Source organism: Clostridium sp., from assembly GCF_051278035.1.
Classification (GTDB): domain Bacteria; phylum Bacillota; class Clostridia; order Clostridiales; family Clostridiaceae; genus Clostridium_AD.
In genome coordinates this window covers 1-3,731 of the sequence record NZ_JBNMNU010000276.1, presented here as the reverse complement: position 1 = coordinate 3,731, position 3,731 = coordinate 1, and the positions used below count along the sequence as shown (strand labels likewise).

3 protein-coding genes are annotated in these 3,731 nt (G+C 33.6%); 2 read left to right on the top strand and 1 reads right to left on the bottom strand.

Annotated elements, in window-relative coordinates; genetic code table 11:
* Positions 1 to 346 precede the first annotated feature (346 nt).
* Positions 347 to 1,150 (bottom strand): hypothetical protein, encoded by an 804-nt coding sequence (locus tag ACJAX4_RS22815; protein ID WP_435791731.1) that lies wholly within the window; start codon positions 1,148 to 1,150, stop codon positions 347 to 349.
* A gap of 239 nt (positions 1,151 to 1,389) precedes the next feature.
* Here ACJAX4_RS22815 and ACJAX4_RS22810 point away from each other — a divergent pair, with 239 nt between their 5' ends.
* The gene (locus tag ACJAX4_RS22810; RefSeq protein ID WP_435791730.1) at positions 1,390 to 2,799 is read left to right on the top strand and encodes a L,D-transpeptidase family protein; all 1,410 of its coding nucleotides are present in this window, start codon (positions 1,390 to 1,392) and stop codon (positions 2,797 to 2,799) included.
* 250 nt (positions 2,800 to 3,049) lie between these two features.
* On the top strand, positions 3,050 to 3,553 hold the full coding sequence (locus ACJAX4_RS22805; protein WP_435791729.1) for an RrF2 family transcriptional regulator: 504 nt from the start codon (positions 3,050 to 3,052) through the stop codon (positions 3,551 to 3,553).
* The last annotated feature ends 178 nt before the right edge of the window (positions 3,554 to 3,731 follow it).

Below are 3,731 nucleotides of genomic sequence, written 5' to 3'. Positions count from 1 at the left end.
TATTATTAATGCTAATCAATGCAATTGGGGCTGTTTATATATTAAATAAAAAGCATAAAAATTTATTAACTAAATTTTATAAATTTAGTTTATTTGCATGGATTGTCTGGATTGTTTCTTATATTTTAGGGATGGTAATACACATGTAAAACTACATTTGTGACGGATATTAATAAATTATCATCTGTAATTATTAAGTAAAAATTCTCTTTTATATTACACAATTTTCTAATATTTCATCTCAAGTAACCCCATATATAATTTGCTAAGTTATAAAAGATAAACACCACTTACTATCAAGTGGTGTTTATCTTTTATAATGAATGAGATAACGGTGACAGTTACTTTATTTTTTAACGTATTTCCGAGGTGCTAATATGCAAAGGGCATATGCGAACAGGTTGACCAAAATGTTAGATGGGCCAGTGCCCTGTGGTTGTTGACATATAAATTCTTTTGTTAGAGTATCTAAAATCACATAGCCACTACCAAAGCAATATTCTGCTAAAACTGCCCTCTGAGTGTTATCAAATGTGGCTGTCAATAGCACTGTGGAGTCACATGGCAAGGTAATGCCTTGCTCTAGGTTGCCGTGACATACAGAGCAACCACACTCCATATCGATATTATTATTATTTAATTGAATTGGACATTTTGAAAAAGGGTGCTTCAATGCTTTATGAGTCAAGGTAACATCTTGACATGGATCAGGAAATATTAAATCAGGTGTACCTTTGGCACCTGGGGCAATATAGCCACCTATGGGTAAATTATCTCCCATATCTATAATTAAGACACCACCCGCCCTTACAAATGCTTTTAAATTAGCTTGGGCTTTGGGGTCATTTTCTTCTGCTGCGGTAATTTCACTTCCGTCACTGTTGGATGGAATCAATACAACTGCAGTATTACATGGAATACCGACTGCTAAGTCGCTCATAGGGTGAATATAATAGTCGGTTCCCAATATCTTTCCCAAAAACAACAGAGTAGCATTATTACGATTTTCACCGAACCAAGGGATATAATTTTGATAAACACGAATTATAGGTCCGCGTACCACCGGTGTTGCGAGATGTGTTGATTTTGTTGTATAAATAGTCTCCACGGGAATATAATCTGCTTCAGGTGTAACAGTATTGTTGATCATTATCTCTACTCCTTTATTTTTCAATGTCATGTTGACAATATATCTTATGAGCACATAGCTAAAAAGTGTACAAGTATTTAATGGCTTGTACCACATAATTATTAATTAGTAGAGGTTACTTAAAGTAATGTTATGAGGTATAATAGAATAATAAAAGAACAAACCATACCTTCCACATATTTATTGTTGTATTAGGGTGGTAGTTAGTTTTTTAAAAATGTATAAGATGGGGTGAAATTATGGAAACTGAGGTAGCAAAGTCAACAAAAAGGCCAATAAAAAAGCGTAACAAAATTGTTTTAGGTATTATAATTTCTATTTGTACTTTACTAAGCATATACTTTGGGATGGCAATATATTTCACTAATCATTTTTATTTTGGTTCTGCAATAAATACCATTAGCGTTTCAGGTAAAATTGTAGAGGATGTAAATGAACAAATGGCATCTGAGATTCAAAAATATCAACTAAACATAAAGGAACGAGGCGGTATAAACGAACAAATTGCAGGAGAAGAAATTGGCTTAATGTATGCTGTGGATGGCGAATTTAGGGAGTTTAAAGATAAACAGAATCCTTACAAATGGATTTCAGCAGTTTTTAATAAAAAAGATTCTAAAATGACAGCAGGAATTACGTATGATAAAGAATTATTAAAAGAGCAAGTGGACATGCTCTCTTGTTTTGATAGCAGTAAGTTAATTGAACCTAAAAGTGCTAGCTATAAGTTTACAGATAATAGTTATGTGATTGTTGATGAAGTCATTGGAAACAAGGGCAATAAAGATATTTTATATAATCATGCTATAGATGCAGTTAGCTCAGGCGAAACAACAATAGATTTGGAGTCAATTAATTACTATGTTAAGCCACAGTATACTTCGAAATCTCCAAAGATCGTTTCCACAAGAGACATGCTTAACAAATATGTATCTTCAAAGATTACCTATACTTTTGGAGACGATAAAGAAATTTTAGATGGTTCTACAATAAATAAGTGGGTTACAGTCGATGAGAATAATGAGATCACATTTAATGAAAAGCAAGTTGAAATCTATATCGACGTACTTGCTCGTGAATATAATACAGTTGCTAATACGAGAAATTTTGTTACATCATCAGGAAAGGTAATTAATATTGGTGGTGGTACTTATGGTTGGGCCATTAATAAGGTTAAAGAAATCCAATATTTAATTTCGAGCATAAAAGAAGGGAAATCTATAGAGAAAGAACCTTCATATTACCAAACTGCATTAGCTTATGGAAAGGATGATATTGGAAATACCTATGTAGAAATAGATCTTAAAGGGCAACACTTATGGTTTTATAAAAATGGAGAGCTGATTACAGAAGGTGATGTTGTCACAGGTAATGATGGGTCTAACAAGACTAGAACGCCCACCGGCATTTATAAGATCAATTATAAAGAAACAAATGCAACGCTTACAGGTGAAGACTACGCTGTTCCTGTGAAGTATTGGATGCCTTTTATTGGAGGAAAAGGAATTCATGATGCAATCTGGCGAGATAATTTTGGGGGAGAGCTGTATAAGACAGGCGGATCCCATGGTTGTGTAAATTCACCACCCAATGTAGCAAAAGCAGTATTTGAAAATATAGAGACTGGTACACCAGTTGTTTGTTATTAATAGCAGATAAAGTATGGCAACAAGATAATAAAGGAGCAACGTATAAGACAACCTAGCGAAAAAAGAAGGAGAACTCCTATCATCTGGAGATTCTCCTTCTTTTTTATTCCTCCTTGTGTGAAAACTTAGTAGATAATATAAATATTATAGATAATTTCTATCTATAATATTAGCTGTATAAGCATTGACTAATAAAAACTAATGAAGTATTATGTGAGAAGATTATATTGTTGTTAGGAAGGTGATTTCATTGCAATTTTCTATAGGAGTAGAGTATGCATTACATTGTTTATTATATATGATAGATATTCCATCAGGGAAATCTGTTGGCATTAAGGACTTAGCAACATATCAAGGAGTGTCAGAAACTTATTTGTCAAAAGTATATACAAAATTAAGAAAATCAGGCATTGTTAAGTCAATTCCGGGTGTTAATGGAGGATACGAATTAGCACGCTCTCCAGAAAAAATAACATTTTGGGATATTGTTGAGGCTGTAGAAGGGACATCATCATTGTTTCAGTGCGCAGAGATTAGACAAAGGGAGCTGCTGTTAGATAAAAATAACTTACCTGATACACATACAAAATGTCCTTGCTTAATAAAAGTTGTAATGTTAGAAGCAGAAGATAAGATGAGACAGTATCTGAATAATAAAACTTTGGCTTGGTTGCATGAGCAAGTAAAGAATAAGATTCCTGAAGAGCATAGTAAAGCAACTATTGAATGGTTTAATAACTCTAAATCAAGGTAAGCTGAAGATTTAGTGAAACCCTCGATTAATTAATTTTAATTGAGGGTTTTCTTAGTGTGCCAGGCATGGCAATTAACTAGGTGGTGAAAGTCCATTGTGGGGGTCTGTAGTTACCAACCACTAGCTGAAGACAAGGTATCCACCGTGAGGTGTGAGCTGGAGGAAGTCCTAGGCAAAG

Coding starts and splice junctions, on each gene's coding strand:
- ACJAX4_RS22815 (WP_435791731.1), bottom strand. CDS start 1,150: ATGATCAACAATACTGTTACACCTGAAGCAGATTATATTCCCGTGGAG.
- ACJAX4_RS22810 (WP_435791730.1), top strand. CDS start 1,390: ATGGAAACTGAGGTAGCAAAGTCAACAAAAAGGCCAATAAAAAAGCGT.